General features: G+C 53.3%; 16 protein-coding genes. 8 read left to right on the forward strand and 8 right to left on the reverse strand.

What is annotated here, in order from left to right:
* Positions 1–43: 43 nt before the first annotated feature.
* Together ONV78_RS19580 and ONV78_RS19585 are read right to left on the reverse strand one after the other, a co-directional pair.
* Complete coding sequence (locus tag ONV78_RS19580; RefSeq protein ID WP_279505701.1) at positions 44–1,150, reverse strand: alkene reductase; 1,107 nt, start codon at positions 1,148–1,150, stop codon at positions 44–46.
* A 13-nt stretch (positions 1,151–1,163) separates the two neighbouring features.
* A complete protein-coding gene (locus tag ONV78_RS19585) occupies positions 1,164–1,574 on the reverse strand; it encodes a VOC family protein (protein WP_279505703.1) in 411 nt (136 codons plus the stop codon).
* Between the two features lie 106 nt (positions 1,575–1,680).
* On the opposite strand from ONV78_RS19585, the gene ONV78_RS19590 reads away from it, so the two are divergent.
* Entirely contained in the window at positions 1,681–2,604 is a 924-nt protein-coding gene (locus ONV78_RS19590) for a LysR family transcriptional regulator (RefSeq protein WP_279505704.1), read from the forward strand.
* A 46-nt stretch (positions 2,605–2,650) separates the two neighbouring features.
* On the opposite strand, the gene ONV78_RS19595 is transcribed toward ONV78_RS19590, so the two are convergent.
* Entirely contained in the window at positions 2,651–4,396 is a 1,746-nt protein-coding gene (locus ONV78_RS19595) for an alkaline phosphatase D family protein (RefSeq protein ID WP_279505706.1), read from the reverse strand.
* A gap of 115 nt (positions 4,397–4,511) precedes the next feature.
* Positions 4,512–5,426, reverse strand: a complete 915-nt coding sequence (locus tag ONV78_RS19600) for a LysR family transcriptional regulator (protein WP_279505708.1) — start codon at positions 5,424–5,426, stop codon at positions 4,512–4,514.
* A 215-nt stretch (positions 5,427–5,641) separates the two neighbouring features.
* Here ONV78_RS19600 and ONV78_RS19605 point away from each other — a divergent pair, with 215 nt between their 5' ends.
* A complete protein-coding gene (locus ONV78_RS19605; protein ID WP_216737851.1) occupies positions 5,642–6,346 on the forward strand; it encodes a pirin family protein in 705 nt (234 codons plus the stop codon).
* Between the two features lie 80 nt (positions 6,347–6,426).
* Positions 6,427–7,413, forward strand: coding sequence for a hypothetical protein (locus tag ONV78_RS19610; protein WP_279505710.1), 987 nt, complete (start codon positions 6,427–6,429; stop codon positions 7,411–7,413).
* On the opposite strand, the gene ONV78_RS19615 is transcribed toward ONV78_RS19610, so the two are convergent.
* On the reverse strand, positions 7,399–7,878 hold the full coding sequence (locus tag ONV78_RS19615) for a lasso peptide biosynthesis B2 protein (RefSeq protein WP_279505713.1): 480 nt from the start codon (positions 7,876–7,878) through the stop codon (positions 7,399–7,401). The genes ONV78_RS19610 and ONV78_RS19615 overlap by 15 nt on opposite strands.
* Before the next feature lie 204 nt (positions 7,879–8,082).
* On the opposite strand from ONV78_RS19615, the gene ONV78_RS19620 reads away from it, so the two are divergent.
* The 5 genes from ONV78_RS19620 (at position 8,083) to ONV78_RS19640 (ending at position 11,602) form a co-directional block, all read left to right on the forward strand.
* Entirely contained in the window at positions 8,083–8,778 is a 696-nt protein-coding gene (locus ONV78_RS19620; RefSeq protein WP_279505715.1) for a hypothetical protein, read from the forward strand.
* A 91-nt stretch (positions 8,779–8,869) separates the two neighbouring features.
* Positions 8,870–9,634 (forward strand): transporter substrate-binding domain-containing protein, encoded by a 765-nt coding sequence (locus tag ONV78_RS19625; RefSeq protein ID WP_279505718.1) that lies wholly within the window; start codon positions 8,870–8,872, stop codon positions 9,632–9,634.
* An 84-nt stretch (positions 9,635–9,718) separates the two neighbouring features.
* A complete protein-coding gene (locus tag ONV78_RS19630; protein ID WP_279505719.1) occupies positions 9,719–10,411 on the forward strand; it encodes a hypothetical protein in 693 nt (230 codons plus the stop codon).
* Positions 10,412–10,466: 55 nt separating this feature from the next.
* The gene (locus tag ONV78_RS19635; protein WP_279505721.1) at positions 10,467–10,682 is read left to right on the forward strand and encodes a hypothetical protein; all 216 of its coding nucleotides are present in this window, start codon (positions 10,467–10,469) and stop codon (positions 10,680–10,682) included.
* 41 nt (positions 10,683–10,723) lie between these two features.
* A complete protein-coding gene (locus ONV78_RS19640; RefSeq protein ID WP_279505724.1) occupies positions 10,724–11,602 on the forward strand; it encodes a hypothetical protein in 879 nt (292 codons plus the stop codon).
* 2 nt (positions 11,603–11,604) lie between these two features.
* Here the strand turns inward: ONV78_RS19640 and ONV78_RS19645 are convergent, their stop codons facing one another.
* The 3 genes from ONV78_RS19645 to ONV78_RS19655 all read right to left on the reverse strand — a co-directional run bounded on the left by ONV78_RS19645 (position 11,605) and on the right by ONV78_RS19655 (position 14,907).
* Positions 11,605–12,507, reverse strand: coding sequence for a metallophosphoesterase (locus tag ONV78_RS19645; RefSeq protein WP_279505726.1), 903 nt, complete (start codon positions 12,505–12,507; stop codon positions 11,605–11,607).
* An 83-nt stretch (positions 12,508–12,590) separates the two neighbouring features.
* Positions 12,591–13,889: a hypothetical protein gene (locus tag ONV78_RS19650; protein ID WP_279505727.1), complete on the reverse strand. Its 1,299-nt coding sequence runs from the start codon at positions 13,887–13,889 to the stop codon at positions 12,591–12,593.
* A gap of 151 nt (positions 13,890–14,040) precedes the next feature.
* Entirely contained in the window at positions 14,041–14,907 is an 867-nt protein-coding gene (locus ONV78_RS19655) for an ABC transporter six-transmembrane domain-containing protein (protein WP_279505728.1), read from the reverse strand.
* Between the last annotated feature and the right edge of the window lie 79 nt (positions 14,908–14,986).

Genomic DNA, 14,986 nt, shown 5'->3' on the forward strand with positions numbered 1-14,986 from the left:
TTGCTGACTTAACCGTTTTTAAACCCACTTAGTTTCATGTTGCTTACGCGGCGCCGCTATAGGCGGGGTAGTCCGTATATCCCGCCGCATCGCCGCCAAACAAAGTAGAGGGATCGGTGATGGCGTTCAGCTCCAGGTTGTGCTGCAGGCGGTAGGGCAGGTCCGGATTCGCCAGGAACATGCGTCCGAAGGCGACATAGTCAGCGTGGCCCGCTTTTAGGATCGCGTTGGCTTTGTCGGCGTTGTAATTGCCCGCCACGATCACCGCGCCGCTAAAGGCTTCCCGTAATTGGCGGCGGAAACTGTCCGGCACGGGCGGGGCGTCGTCCCAGTCCGCTTCCGCCAGATGGATGTACGCGATGCCCAGCTCGTTGAAAGTTTTCGCCGCCGTCAGGATGGCCGCAGGCGCTTCCAGATCGTCCATGCCTCTCTGAGTGATGAACGGCGATAAACGGATGCCGACCCGATGCGCGCCGATGGCGTCGCACACAGTACGCGCCACCTCCTGCACGAAACGGATACGCTTGTCGAGGCTGCCGCCATAGTCATCGTCGCGCTGGTTGGCGGTGGCGCGCAGGAACTGGTCGATTAGATAACCATTGGCGCCGTGAATCTCCACGCCATCAAATCCCGCCTCCATGGCGTTAAGCGCCGCCTGTCGATAGTCCCGGATAATCGCCTGGATGTCCGCCTGAGTGAGGGCGCGGGGAGTGGGGCAATCCAGCATCTGACCTACACCGTCCTCGCCCACGATCCAGACTTTGGCGTCAGGGGCGATGGCGGAAGGCGCAACCGGCATGCCGTCCTCATGCAATGAGGCGTGCGACATTCTGCCGACATGCCAGAGCTGGCAAAAAATCCGTCCGCCGGCGGCGTGGACGGCATCGGTAACTATGCGCCAGCCTGCGATCTGCGCGTTGGTGTAGATCCCCGGCGTGAAGGAGTAGCCTTTGCCCTGTGCGGAAATCTGCGTGGCTTCGCTGACGATCAATCCGGCTTGCGCCCGCTGGGCGTAATAGATCGCCATGAGATCGCGAGGCGCGTCTTCAGGTTGAGCCGTGCGGGCGCGGGTCATCGGCGCCATGACAATGCGGTTGGCGATGTCCAATGCGCCAATAACGCCCGGGTTAAACAGTAATGGATAATGCATGGGAATACTCCGCTCAAGAGGGATAAGGGGTTTTGTCTTCGGCGAACAACAGTTCCAGCTTCAGTCCCTCCGGACCTTCCACAAAAACCTGATGTTCCCGTGAAGCAGGCACGGTGCGCTCGCTATACGTCGCGCCGTGATGCCGTAAACGGGTTAAGAGTTGCTCGTAATCGGCGCCCGCCAGCGCCACATGATCAACAGCGCCGCGTCCTTCCAATGTGTTATCGCCAAGATAGGCGGCCTGCTCTTCGTCCGACGCATCCGCGCCGACCAAATGAACGATGGGACGGTCGTCGCTGTACAGCCAGACGCCGGGAAAGCGGAAGCCGGGACGGTCGCCGTTCCTGAGCCCGATAACCTCTACGAGAAACGTCGTCATGGCCATCAGGTCTTTGCTGCGAATCAGAACATGATTGATATACATGGGAGTCACTCTGTTGACGGATGCTGATGTAATGCAGCCTAATGCTTATAGAAAAAGTTGATAATCGCCGCGTATATGTAATCTGTTTTCGTAAAAACTGAATAATATGAGCAAGATTGACGACATTGAGCTGTTTGTCAGAGTGGTGCGCGCAGGCGGACTGGCGGCGGCCGGACGGGAAGTGGGCCTGTCGCCGGCGAGTATGACGGCGCGCATGAATGCGCTGGAGGCTCGTTATCAGACCCGGTTATTGCAGCGCAGCACCCGCAGCATCGCATTGACCGAGGCGGGCGCGCGTTTTTACGAGGCGGGTCAGCGGGTTGTGGCGGAAATGGCGCAGGCGGAAGCGGCTCTGTTGGAGAAAGAAGGGGAGCTGCGCGGCTCACTGCGCGTCACCGCCGCCTCGGATTTTGGCCGGCAGTATGTGGCCCCGGCGCTGGCGCAGTTTGTCAGCCTGCATCCCCAGGTGCGACCCGCTTTGCATTTGCATGACGGGGTGGTGAATCTGATTGAAGAAGGTTTTGATCTCGCCATTCGTTACGGCAACCTGCCGGACAGCAATCTCATTGTGCGCCCTCTGGTGGCTGACAATCGTCGCGTGCTCTGCGCGTCGCCTGCGTATGTGGCGTCATTTGGCCTGCCGCAAACGCCGGAAGATCTGCTGGGGCATCGTTGTCTGGCGATGACGCGCTTTGGGGAAATGTTGGCGGAGTGGCGTTTTCAATCCGACTCAGACTGGCGAACGCTGACCGTGGAGGCGTTTCTGGCGAGCAACGATGGCGCGCTGATCCGCCAATGGGCGTTGGCGGGGCTGGGTATCGCGCTGAAATCCTGGTGCGATGTGAGTCGGGATATAACGGAAGGACGGCTGCTCCAACTGTTGCCGGATCAGATCGTTGGTTTGCATGGCGCAGACACGGGCGCAGTGGGGCTGCAGATGATCTACCCCAGCCGCAAATACACGCCAGCCTGCGTAAAGGCGTTTATGGATTATCTGGGCGAGTTCGTAAACAGCGAAGCCGGCCTGTGAGGCCGGCGTATCGGCTAGCCGCGGGAGACAGGGCCTGATTAATACATCAGACTGCAATCAACTTGCGGTCATTTTGCCCCGGCAGCGTTTTATAACTGACGGAACGCGCGGCGGCCAGTTGGTAGGTCGGGCTCTTCACGGTATCGACAAAACGCCAGTCCGCCCTGGCTTCGTCTGCGGTGAATGTCGTCAGCAGGTAGCCGCGCTGATTGACGTTCAGATACTGTAAATCGCTCACCAGCGTGGTCACGCCCAGTTCGGTCTGGGTAATCGTGGTCGCGTCATCGGGCAGGGAAAGGTAAGTTTCCAGACCGGGAGAGGACACCGATGCGGTGGCGAACTCCACGCCGACATGGTCGCCGGACAGGGTTTTCAGATCGCTGGCCCAGGCGTTGTGAGTGTCGCCGGCCAGCGCCACAAGGTTCTTGTTCATGGCTTTCGCCGTTTCGAACAAAACCTCCCGCTCTGCCGCGTAGCCGTCCCAGGCGTCCAGGTTGTAAGGCAGTACGGTTTCCACTCTTGCGCGTTCCGCATCCGTCACGCTGGGATCGCCCATCAGGATACGGCCCTTGATATTCGCCAGCTCAGCGAAAGCAGGCAGGATGGTGTTGGGATCTGGGTCCAGCAGCTGCGTCAGCAGTTCCGCGGGCAGCAGCATGCGCCCCATCAGTATTTGCTGGCCCAGCACCTGCCAGGTGGCGTTGGACGCGGCCATGGCGTTCTGCAGCCAGTTGCGTTGTTCCGCGCCCAGCAGCGTACGGTTGGCGTCGCTGACGTCTGCGCTGAACTGAGGCGCGTTGAAGTTCCCGCTGACCGGGTCCAGATAGTCGAGATAATCCAGCTGTTTGTCGCGGGCGAGCACCCGGGTGTCGAGCATGTAGAGGGACACTAGATCGCCGAACTGAAACTGGCGATAGATGATTTCCTGATTATCATCCACAACCGGTCGAATCGGCATCCATTCGAAGTAAGCCTGCAGCGCCGCTATTTTGCGATCCTCAAACTCGCCTTCGCCCTCATTGTGGTTTTTGGCGCCAGACTTCCAGGTGTCGTCGGCGACCTCATGATCGTCCCAGACGGTGATGAACGGCGTTTTGTGATGCAGCGCCTGCAGGTTGGCGTCGCTGCGGTATAGCGCATAGCGCTTACGGTAGTCTGCGAGGGTCAGGATTTCGTTGGCGTTGTCGTCCGGCAACGTGCGTCCGATGGCGGCGGCGTCTTCCGTCGCATAACCGCCAGCGCCGTATTCGTAAATGTAGTCTCCCAGGTGGATGACGGCGTCCAGGTCGTCATGCAACGCCGCCTCCGCGTATACGTTGAAGTGTCCGGCGGGATAGTTGGCGCAGGAGAATACGGCGAACTTCACCTGTTCCGGGCTGACCGTCGGTAAGGTTTTGGTGACGCCCGCCGGTGAAGTCGCGCCGTTTGCGGTGAAGCGGTAGTAGTAAGTCGCTCCGGGTTGCAGGTTCAACACGTCTACTTTGACGGTGAAGTCCTGAGCGGCGGAGGTCTGCGTGGTTCCAGTGTGGAGCAGGTTGGTGAAACCTGCGTCGTCCGCCACTTCCCAGGATACCGACACCTCGGCGCCGGCATCATCGGGGAGGGCGCGGGTCCAGATGATCACCCGGTCGCTGAGCGGGTCGCCGCTGGCGACGCCATGACTGAAGGTTACCTGATAGGGCGCATTGCCGTCGTCATCGGAGCTGCATCCCATCAGACCAGTGGATATGGCCAACGCCCCCATGCCGGCGGCGGTGACTTTGATAAAGTCGCGTCTGCTTATTCTTTTCATTATTCCTTTCTCTGTCCTGCCTGTGAAAGTTGCGCGGAAGATAGAGGGATAATGTTACATAAATATTTAATTTTGCTAGAAAATGCAGGCTTATTTCAGAAACTTGTGCGAATCGTCACGAAATCAGATCCCAATAGGGCGGATCGCCAAAACGATCCTGCATGAACTTGACGAAGACGCGAACCCGGGCCGCCAAATGCCGGTTAGGCGGGTATAACAGGCTCAGATAAACCGGCGGCGCCTGATACTCCGGCAGCACGCTCACCAGACGTCCCGTCTGCAATTCCGGGCCGGCGATAAACGTGGGCAACAAGGCGACGCCAAGCCCTGCCACGGCGGCGTCGCGCAGGGCTTCTGCGTTGTTGCAGCACAGCACCCCGTTCACTCGCACGCTGGTTTCCGGGGCGTCGCCGCGACGCAGCCGCCACGTGTAGCCGGAGGCGAGGTTGCCGTAATGCAGGCAAGGGCGACTGGCGAGTTCTTTGATGGTGCGAGGGCGACCATGCTGTTGCAGGTATCCCGGCGACGCGCACAACAGGCGTTTTGCTTCCACGATGGTATGTTCAATCAACGAAGGCGCTTCGCGGGTTTCCGCCACTCTCACCGTAATGTCGAAGCCTTCCGAGACCGGATCGACGAAACGGTCGTCCAACACCAGGTGCACGCGGATGTTGGGGTAGCGCGTCATGAAGTCCGCCAGGGCGGAACTCAAATGCAGGGTGCCGAAGGACATGGGCGCGTTGATTTTCAAATCGCCCTGCGGCTCCGCATGATCGGATTGAATAGCGGTTTCCGCTTCCTGCAGATCGTTAAGAATGGATTTGGCGCGCAGATAAAACGCCTGTCCGGTCGGGGTGAGAGAGACTTGTCGCGTCGTGCGGGCCAGCAGGGTGACGCCCAGTTCGTCCTCCAGCGCAATCACCTGTCGATTCACCTGCGAGCGCGACAGTCCCATTTCTCGCGCCGCCTTGGCGAAGCTCTCAGCTTCCGCCACCTTTACGAAGGCTGTAAGCCCCGCCAGTTTGTCCATGGCTTCCTCTCAATTGCCGTTGCCGTTGCCGTTTTCGGTTCAGCCTTTGTTTTGCGTGTACAAATACCGGTGTACGTGCACAAATATTGGCGTACGTGCTCAAGTATTTAAAAATTGTCGCATATATGGCGACACTATGGCTCATTTATGACTAATTGTTTACTAATATGAGAGGTTTAAACTGTCTCCATGCAACGAATACAGGAGGAGACAGTATGAATATTCGCAGATCACACGAGCGTGGCGTCGCCAATTTCGGTTGGCTGCACTCAAAGCATACGTTTTCGTTTGGACATTACTTCGACCCTGCGCATATGGGCTTTGGTCCTCTGCGTGTGATCAATCAGGATCAAGTGACGCCAGGCGCGGGTTTTGACACACATGGGCATAGCGATATGGAGATCATTTCCTATGTTGTGTCCGGCGCGTTGGAACACAAAGACAGCATCGGCAACGGCTCTGTTATCGTCCCGGGAGAGCTGCAACGGATGACTGCGGGAACCGGCATTCGTCATAGCGAATACAACCAGTCGCGGACAGAGGGCGTGGAGTTTCTGCAAATCTGGATTTATCCGGAGCAAAAAGGACTCAAACCCGGATACGAGCAAAAGGCGTTTGCGCCGGAATCCATGACCGGCGTTTTTCGTCTGATCGGCAGTCGCGATGGCGCGGAGGACTCGGTGACGATCCACCAGGACGTAAACCTGTACGCCGCCCGTCTTAATGGCGCAGAGTCTGTTTCTCTCGATATCGATCCGCAGCGAGGCGTGTGGGTGCAGGTCGTCAAAGGGAGTGTGGCGCTGAATGGGGAAGCGCTGACGGGAGGCGATGGCGCGGCGCTGGAAAACGTCAGTCAGCTCACCTTCGCCAACGCGGATAATGCGGAAGTGCTGGTATTTGATATGAAAATGCAGGCGTAGAAGAGCGAGAGTCTCGATCCTGCAGGGAGGAACCCGTTAATATCCATGGGGTTGTCAAAAGCGAGCAAGGATATGTGTCGATGCTGATTCCCTATGAATTGACCACGGTGAACGAGCGTCTGCTGTTACGATGGATCAATCCCGACCAGCTGGAGCTGCGGCCGGGATTTTTTCATGAGGCGGTGGAGGCGCTGCCGCAAGAGCAGCAATGCGCCGGGTTGACCCACTTTGAAGAACTGCTGAACGGGGAGGGCGTGGAGACGCCGCCAGCGGGCCTGATTTTTCATACCAGCCGATGTGGCTCCACCTTGGCGTGTCAGATGTTGAAGCAGCATCCGCAGGCGCTGGTGCTGGGTGAGCCGTTTCTGCTGAACCAGATTGTGCGTCATCAACGTCTATCCCCCTCGCGTAAAGTTGATGCGCTGCGCCGTTGCGTTGGCCTATGGGCGCAATGGGCGGCGGAGAGGGGGCGGCGCTTGGTGGTCAAGTTGTCTTCCTGGAACCTGATGCATATTGATCTCTATCAGCGCGCATTTGATTGTTCGTCGCTTTGTCTGTATCGCGATTATCTATTCGTGCTGGAGTCATTACTGCGGGGAACGCCCAAGTGGCTCACCGCAGACTGGCCGCCACCGCCATTTACCGGCGCCAACGCGGAGCTATTACCGGATGCAACCTTGCTGACGCCGCAACAATCAGAAGCCTCATCGGCAGATATAACATTGCTTGGCGCCGCAGCAGGAACATACTTGGGATTCGCCCAGGCGATGCTGGCGGCGTTGGCGTCTGATGCGTCAGCGCGGGTGATGGGGTATGAATCCATCGCGGACGCCTCCGCGGCGTTGGCGGAGCATTTCGGCTTGGAACCGTACCAAGGCTTAGAGCAGGATATGCTGAGCGCGACCCAGCGCTACTCGAAAGGTGAGTCTGCTTACGAAGCGCGTGACGCGAGAGATGAGTTAAAACGTCTGGATGCGCAGCTTGAGCAACACTATCCAGCCCTAAGGCTTGCCTTGCAGGCGGTTTATTCGCGCCTGCAATCACACCGACAATTACTCGGAGGATAAAAAGCGCGGCAGGTAGGTGGAAGCTTTCACATAGCTCTCGCTGTCGGCGCCACCAGTAATGATGGCGCCATCGACTCTGAGCCAGGCATGCGCTTTCAAGCCGCTGTCAGAACCGTTTTCTTTAAGAACGCCCAGATGGATAACGTAAGGCGTCTTGTAAAACCCCAGCAGCGTTCTGGCCATAATCGCCTGCGCCAGACACTTGCACTCCCACGGCGCATAGCGGGCGACCAAACGGCAAACGGCTCCGATGCGTCGTGCCAATAATTGTTGCTCTGTCGGCGTGGAAAACAGCGCTTCATGATTCGCAGACGCGCGCCCCAAAACCCAGGCGAAACGCCGAAACGGTAACCCCCAAATCATCACACGCACCATTGCGCTGTACGGAAGCAAAAACGCCAGCCACAACTTCTCCTGACGCGGAAGTCGCCAGGCGGTTTTGAGTTTGCGCCGTAAGGTCGTCATAGAGCTGGGCAGTTCACTGCGCTTTATGCATTAATGGATGTCGTCATAATGGTTTTAGTGTAGTTGAAGTCAGGTGGTATTAATTAGGCAGACAAATCGATTCTTTCTATTTGTCTTCTGCGGCTAGCCGCCGCGCAGGCGCATACATTCGCCTGATTATTAACATGCCAATATCATTGCCATATTAATAACGAGGGGAAGACCTTGATCGATAATGAACAAATCAGAAGTCAGTTGGCGGCGGAGTTAAATGAGGCGCGGCGGAACTTGGCGGCTCCTTCGGAATTTCTTGCGCCACTGGTGCAGTACTTCGATGCGCAGAAAAATGCGGACATCGCCGCGAAGCTCGCGCTAGACCTGTTGGAGGCTTTTGATTACTGGCGTAATCCAGAGCAGTGGAGTGAGCCCCTGGCCCCGATCAAAGCCGCGTGCATTGAGTGGTATTACGATGGAAGCGATCCACCGGAAGCGCTTGGTTATGTCTATGCCTCTGTGAAAAACGCCATGGACGAAGACCCTGACTTCGGTGTCCGACTGATTGACGGCTCCTGCGGGTTTGAGCTGCCGGAAGCCTGCTTCCCTCTATATGAGTTCTACGAAGCTCGCCGGGACGATGAGAATTTTCCTGAAGAAGAATATGAAGCGATTTACCAACTTTATGAACGCCGCGTGTTTTACTGCCTGCATATCGCGTTGGCGAATGTAACGGGATCAGAGAGTTTCAAGGAGCTGCCTGTTGATCGCCCCTTTTACTTTTACGCGAACGAACACTGTGACTCTCCTCACTTGCTTTTTATCCTGGATGCCGAGACGGCATTGAGCGAGGCCTATGAGCTGGGGCGCTCCGAGGCGATCTACATTGATGAACTATCTGATTGGGTCTCGTCGCTGACGTCATAGTCGACGCTGGCAAGCGCGCCAACTTGCCCCCAGGGGTGTCGCTGTTTATGCTTTTTAGACAGAAATAACCTCTGCAGAGTCTCAGTAGCTTATGGTGCGAACTCGTGGCGTAGTCCTGGCATTGGCGCTCATTTTCGCCGGGTATACCTCATCCGCCGCTGAGACGGCGCGCATCGCTATTGGCGAATGGCCGCCTTATCTTTCTGAAGAACTGCAGCATTACGGTATGGCGGCGCATATTGCGGAAGTCTGCTTCAAGGCGGCGAATGTTGATGTAGAGGTTGGCTTCTTCCCCTGGAATCGGGTCGCGTTGTTTGTGGAAAACGGACTTTGGGACACCTCTATTCTGTGGGTGAAAACGGAAGAACGGGAAAAGGTTTACCTGTTTTCCGATGTGATTTTTGAAGGCTCCGCTGTTTTCTTTTACGCCAAAGCGCGGCCTATGCAGTGGCGCGACTACAAGGATCTGGTAGGACTCAAATTCGGCGGCCTGATGAGCGCCAGCTACCCCTGGTTTGAAGCCGCCAAAGAACAGGGAATCAACCTGGAAATGGAAGTCGTATCCGACGAACGCCTCAACTTCGCCAAGCTACTCACCGGCCGCATAGACGCCTTCTCTCTGGATAAGTACGTCGGCCTGTATATCCTGCACAAAAACTTTCCCCAGGAATCCAACCTCATTACCTACAACCCCACCCCCATCGAATCCTGGCCCTACCGACTCATCTTCACCAAAAATCCACGGGGAGAAAAAATGCGCAACGCCTTCAATAAGGGACTCAAAATAGTCCAGGAAAACGGCCTGCTGGAACAACTGTTGGACGATGCGGCTAATGGGCGGTATGTTGCGCGTTAGGTGAGATAGAATGTCGACCTCATGTAGCAGCGGAGAATAGTGATTCTTTATCTTTTGGTGAGCCGGAAGTAATGAAAGATATTCGTGATAGGTATGATGGAAAAAATAAGCAACTTAAATGAATTTCCAGATTTCCTGCTGAAGAAAATAAGAAAAATTATGCTGGAAGACAGTTTTTTGGCGCGAAACTACTTGCGAGAGATTGTTGATGAAGGGCAGCAAAGGTATGTAAATGCATTTTTTCGTGATGTTGTTCAGGGGAAAGTAAAGGCTAGTGAGTGGAGGCGTAGAAACTGTAGATTAATATCTATTTCAGTTGAAAATATGATGCGTATTCCTGTTCAGGAGTGGCCGCTAATTAATAGAGGCCAGGGAAGGTTTATTCAAATCTGGCCTAACCCCTCATTTGACGATGCTGAAACCTTTTCTGGCACGCTAGCGTTATATGATGAAGGTTTAAATTATCTCTCGGGAAAAATCGAGTCTACAATTCCTTATCTTGAGAGATGTCCTGTCTTTGTTAATGATGTGGCAGTCTCGGCTAGGCGATATATAGCATATAGATTTTATAGGTGCTTTCTGGTGGAAAGTGATACCTTTTTAAAAAGCGCAACGGTTGAAGATATGGTTGAATTGGCCTATCCAGGCTTCTCTATGGATAGCCTTACAACAGATGCAAGAGTCGCTTTGGCTGGGCTCCTTGCTGAGGTTAATAGCTCAGAATATAAAATTAATTATACTCCAGGATTTTGGGGGAAAGATGAGATTTATCAGTGACTTTATGGACGAATAAATAAAGAGCAGTGAGGAGGTTGATGATGGGTGTGTTCTAGTGATAGAAGATGTTGGTGAGCGTATCGGAAAGGTTGTGATTGCAATTAAATGCCTGACCGGCATGTCTACGGTGGAAGTTAAGAACCTCTTGAAAGAGGAGCCTGTTGTAGTGTCGAAAGGTGGAAAGAGACCGCTTATATTAGACTCCATTATGCTTGAAAGTGCTGGCGCGGAGGTGGCGATAAGGCTTTCCGCTGGAGTAAATGGCGCGTAGGAGGCTGTTTTGAGAACTCATATCGTTTCATTAGGTGGGTAATGCTAAGAGTTTTAATCGATAGGCTAACTGAAAAAGATGGAGTCTTACTCTATAAAGACGAAGTGTTTTCGGGTGTTGCGTTTATCCGATTACCGGATGGAAGTGTTAAAGGGGATGTGGTAGTAAATGGAAGAATAGAAACAGGGTATAAGAATTTATATTGGTCTAATCTGGCGTCTTCAGATTTATACCTGGATATGAGTGTTTTAGAAACGGATGAAGAACCTGTTTGTTATAAGGGTAAGCCATTGTCAGGCACCGTTTTTGATTTTGAAAAAGGTTTCTGTGTTGAAGAGAAATATTATTGTGAAGGCGCTCTTCTTCATGAAGCTAACTGGACATTTTTTGGAAGTATAGAGTTTCTTATGCTTCAAGAAAATGATCTTTCACAAGAATATGAGTGGCGGAATGGTTTGCCTGTGTCATTGGAGTTGCATAGTAAAGATAATTTTAATTATCGAATTGGGCTTGGTGATACTGGGAGAGTATACGCTATCCTAGCGACAGGCAACTACTTCGAAAAAGCAAACTCTTTACAGGGGAGGGTTGGCTTTGATTTATGGAGGGGGCGGGAGTGGTTTGAAATGCAAAGCATACCTGATCGCTTGGCGATTATGGGAGATGCTTCTGATGATAAACTGCTGCGCTACATTAAAAAAACTACCGGGTACGAAAATATATCTAGTCTGGTGCTGGATGATAGCTCTATTTCAGCAGAGAGTATTTTAAGCTTTTCGGAGTTGAAGCTTCTTGATTATTTTGATGTTAGAGATGTTCGACCAGAAATTAGAGATGTGATGATCGCATTTAAAAGAATGAATAAAGAATGTCGGGTGGTGTGCAATAGAGAGGTTATTGTCGAGCCGACGTTGCACTAAGATTATAAAGTTAGGAAGCTTCTATAGTCGAAGTAATTTATGCATGAAAGAAAAGGAGCTTCACTGTCGATAAATGTAAACTCCGCTGAGCATCCGTCCAAGACGAGTATGCCCCATGAACCCTTAATAATTTTTTCCTTGGACGCGTCAAACTTGAAGTGCTCCAGCCCAATCAATATGCTGCCTGCAGGCCCTTCACAGGGTGGAATGACTTTGTGGTGGTGTCCAAAGATATGAATTTTAGGCTTTATCCTTTCCGTTAGTTCTGTCAAAAGAAGTGAACCTTCCGAAAGAGAAGCGCATTTAGGCCCTGCATGAGTTAATAGAATATCCAGCTTGTTTTCTTTATTGAAAGCTGTTCTAGCAAACTCTTCAGTGAAAAGCCTTGGATCATTCAACGACTTTAATTTTGACTTCTTATAGGTCTTCTTGCTCTTTTTTCCTCTTCGTTTTGTTTCAATAACAGGAGGGATTCCTCCAAATGCTCCAATTGTAGTGTGCGAAGCCAGATGTACCCAATGTCCATCAGGGATAAAGTTTATTTTTCCATATTTGTCTACATGTGCAGGAGACTTAAACTGTGATAGATAATCAAAGTCTTCGTGATTACCCCTGACAAAGTATGTTGGAGGAGAGTTAGCAGGCTTAAGGAACAGTTCGGCGTCTTGGCTGTGTGCACAGAACTGACTGAAGCCTAATTCATCTGGATCAACTTTTGCGTGCTGTCTGGTTGCGTCGTCGACATTAAGGGGATCTGGGAAAGCGCCCATATCGCCCACCTGCAGAATGCCTGTGAGCTGAATTCCCGTTTCTTTCTGCCATAATAGCGACGCGGCGTACATTAACGCGATCCTTCCATGGACATCCCCGAAGACGGCAAAGTATTGCTTTGTATTTTTGCTCATTTGGATCGAATAACTGTGAGAATTTATTTGAGGTAGCAAACTTAGGTTAGGCGTATTGAGCGTCAAGCTATTAATTTAATTGCCTACAAACGCCACCCATACAGCGCCAACACTCCATTACCCTCATTGCAAACAAATTCTCTACTTCCCGGCAGATAGTTAACAGGAAGGTCGCACGGGTATTCGTAAAGCAGTGCGCCGCTTTCCAGGTCCCAGATGGTGATGGCGTCGCCTTTTTCCGTGGTTGAGAACAGGTATTGGTCGTAGTAGAAGGCGTTCATGGTGGGGCCGGCGAACCATTTTATTTGGTCGCCGCTTTTGACGTCGAAGATGGCGGCGCTGGCGAGGGGTACGTCGTAGTCGGTATGCAGGTCCTGGCATCCCCAAATACAGATGCGGTCTTCGTCGATCCAGAAAAAGGGCGAGGACCAGAAGTAATCCCAGCTGGCGTACATGACTTTGGATTCGCCGATGTCCGGTTCCCAGGGGTTGTGGTTAAGCCAGTGCTGCAAGTCCCAGCTGTAGGCGACGCCAACAGGGTGCCATACCCAGCCGATAGTGGCGATGCGTTGGTTGTCAGGCGAGATAACGAGGGCGCCGCTCCATTCACTCATAAAAGTAGCGTCTTCATCATGTTCTGGCGGCGTGTCGGAATGGCGTTGGGTTAGACACTCTCCTGTTCTCGGGTCGAAGATATCCAGTTGATTCCAGTCGGTGGCGCAGACTAATAAGGTTTTCCCATCATGTTCGGAAAAAGCAACGGGGAAGTCCGCTTCTTCCATATGGTAGTCGCCAGCGTCAAGCTGCATGAGGATCTCGCCAGAGCTGAGGTCCAGCACTAAGCCTTTATTGGAAGAGCCTTCGTCTGCATGTCGGTATAGCAAAGAGGTGATGGCCAGAAACTGATTGTCAGGACTGATCTTCAGGGTAATTGCCCCAGCGGGATGGATCTGCTCAACAGGTAAGGTTGCGACCTGGACGGATTCGCCATTCTGGAGATTCACGCGCCACAATCCGCCATCATCGGTGAAAAGCATGGCGTCCGTGGGATGGTTCTTTAGCGGCTCAAGGTCAAGAAGGGTGCGTCCGTTTAGTAAGTCGAGATGAATTTCCCGCCGGGTAAAATGGAATTCTTTCGGTTCTCTTTTGATTTCCAGCATGCCCGCTATCGACCAATAACAATTGGCGTCCGCCGCCACAAAACAGTCATCGCACCAATAACAATGTTTAAAGTTTTCCGCATCGGCGCATTCCGTACAAAGATATTCCGCTTGCTCTCCAACTCCGATAAAGCGTTTAACGCCGTTTTTAACTGACATGTCGAAAACATGCGGGCAGACGCAAATGTGCGGGTTGGCGTGGGAACAGTGTTGAGTTGTCATTGTCATCCTTTGAGCAGACTGTATTAAGGCTGGAGTCGATTGCGCTATCAGGTTCTTGGCGAGCGCCTGAGGCGAATAGCGTTAGTTTGGCTAAGCTAGCGGCTTGATCGGCCGGAGTCAATCGCCCAGGGGAAGGGCGATTGAATTTACATCAGACGGCGCCATGAGCTTCCGGGTTATTCAGACGTATCGTTATCTCATGCAGGCGCGACCAACTCTGTAATGTCGTCGGCAGTGAGACTGCCGCGTCACCAAACTGCCAGGAATAGGTGACAATGGAGAACAGGGCGCCGGTTGTTATGCCGACATAGCTACTACAGAGCCAAAGATTGAGTACGGCGAAGGCGGTGATAAGCAAAAAAATCAGACCGTAGACGATGGACTCCGCATCGGACAGGCGCACCTGCCAATGACGTATGGCGTGCAGATGCTTCAGCAACTGTCCCGGCTGGCGGGCGCTCAGTATGCTGACTTGGCGCTCCATCTGCGAGTTAAGGCCGCCGTTGAGGCGGAAAAATCGATGATGGAAACACAGATACACCGTCAGCATGGCGACCAGTAGTCCGAGGGCGCTCATCGCCAGATCCATTGAGAAAGACGACAGAATCATGGCGGAAGCGACCAGTGTGATGACCGCCGCGAATAGTTCTGGCGTGTCCTTTTCAATAAAGTCGACCAGCTCCGTCGCCATATGTAAACGCGCATTGCGAATGGAGACGGACAACGCCTGCTGTCGTTGATCCAATTCTGAGCCCAGTTTGACGCGTATCTTGCTATAGGCGCGGGTGTCATAGAAACGACGCAGGACCGCGATGGCTGTGATCAAAACGAAGGCGCAAACCAGCCAGGCCAGTTGGGTCGAACCGCCGGACAGCATGTCGTCTATCGCCAGTCCGATCAGTAGAGGGATGGCCGCGTCCAGAGCATATTCGAGAAACACCAATAGCCAGGTGAGTCCAACGCGCCAGCGGAACTCTTTTAATATTCGGCGTAAGCCTATTTCAGGTGCGGCGTTCATTGCGCTGCCCTTTGTTGTTCATCTTGTTGCTCATCACGCAGGTGAGTCCGACGTGCAGATTTTTTATCGGTGTCATCGT

It is taken from the genome of Hahella sp. CR1 (genome assembly GCF_029813005.1).
GTDB lineage: Bacteria > Pseudomonadota > Gammaproteobacteria > Pseudomonadales > Oleiphilaceae > Hahella.

Coding starts and splice junctions, on each gene's coding strand:
- ONV78_RS19580 (WP_279505701.1), bottom strand. CDS start 1,150: ATGCATTATCCATTACTGTTTAACCCGGGCGTTATTGGCGCATTGGAC.
- ONV78_RS19585 (WP_279505703.1), bottom strand. CDS start 1,574: ATGTATATCAATCATGTTCTGATTCGCAGCAAAGACCTGATGGCCATG.
- ONV78_RS19590 (WP_279505704.1), top strand. CDS start 1,681: ATGAGCAAGATTGACGACATTGAGCTGTTTGTCAGAGTGGTGCGCGCA.
- ONV78_RS19595 (WP_279505706.1), bottom strand. CDS start 4,396: ATGAAAAGAATAAGCAGACGCGACTTTATCAAAGTCACCGCCGCCGGC.
- ONV78_RS19600 (WP_279505708.1), bottom strand. CDS start 5,426: ATGGACAAACTGGCGGGGCTTACAGCCTTCGTAAAGGTGGCGGAAGCT.
- ONV78_RS19605 (WP_216737851.1), top strand. CDS start 5,642: ATGAATATTCGCAGATCACACGAGCGTGGCGTCGCCAATTTCGGTTGG.
- ONV78_RS19610 (WP_279505710.1), top strand. CDS start 6,427: ATGCTGATTCCCTATGAATTGACCACGGTGAACGAGCGTCTGCTGTTA.
- ONV78_RS19615 (WP_279505713.1), bottom strand. CDS start 7,878: ATGACGACCTTACGGCGCAAACTCAAAACCGCCTGGCGACTTCCGCGT.
- ONV78_RS19625 (WP_279505718.1), top strand. CDS start 8,870: ATGGTGCGAACTCGTGGCGTAGTCCTGGCATTGGCGCTCATTTTCGCC.
- ONV78_RS19640 (WP_279505724.1), top strand. CDS start 10,724: ATGCTAAGAGTTTTAATCGATAGGCTAACTGAAAAAGATGGAGTCTTA.
- ONV78_RS19645 (WP_279505726.1), bottom strand. CDS start 12,507: ATGAGCAAAAATACAAAGCAATACTTTGCCGTCTTCGGGGATGTCCAT.
- ONV78_RS19650 (WP_279505727.1), bottom strand. CDS start 13,889: ATGACAACTCAACACTGTTCCCACGCCAACCCGCACATTTGCGTCTGC.
- ONV78_RS19655 (WP_279505728.1), bottom strand. CDS start 14,907: ATGAACGCCGCACCTGAAATAGGCTTACGCCGAATATTAAAAGAGTTC.